1 protein-coding gene is annotated in these 515 nt (G+C 47.6%); it reads left to right on the forward strand.

Annotated features, from left to right (window positions below; translation table 11 throughout):
• Positions 1-515 (forward strand): Ig-like domain-containing protein (locus tag FE810_RS17135; RefSeq protein WP_171022413.1); only part of this gene is annotated, 515 nt, incomplete at both ends.

Genomic DNA, 515 nt, shown 5'->3' on the forward strand with positions numbered 1-515 from the left:
CAGGTAACGTAACCGAAACCGCGAATCATTATGTTGTTGTTAACAATGCAGAAGAGCCGGTAACGCCAGATCCGGAGCCAGAAGTGCCAGGTGATGGTAATGCTCCGACCGTGAGCTTTATTTCTCCGGACGTAAACGTGACTCAGAGTCAAGAGCTAAACATTAAGGTTGATGCAGCGGATTCTGATGGTATTGAAAAAGTTGAGTTGTATTTCCGTGGTCGATTGGTGAAAACGTTAACGTCAGCGCCTTTTAATCACTCGATTAATATCTCGAAAATGGGCGCGGGTTATAAAACCTTGCAAGCTATCGCGTTTGATAGCAAGGGTAACTCAACGGCGACAGAAGTGTTCAACGTGATGGTGGATAACACAGCACCAGAGCCTGAAGTACCGACTGAGCCAGAAGTACCAACTGTGCCAGAGCCGGAAGTACCGACTGAGCCAGAAAACCCGACGGAACCAGAAGTACCGGGTGTAGATACTGAAGCGCCTTATGTACAAATCATGAGTCCA

The sequence above is a fragment of the Thalassotalea litorea genome (genome assembly GCF_005843925.1).
GTDB lineage: Bacteria > Pseudomonadota > Gammaproteobacteria > Enterobacterales > Alteromonadaceae > Thalassotalea_A > Thalassotalea_A litorea_A.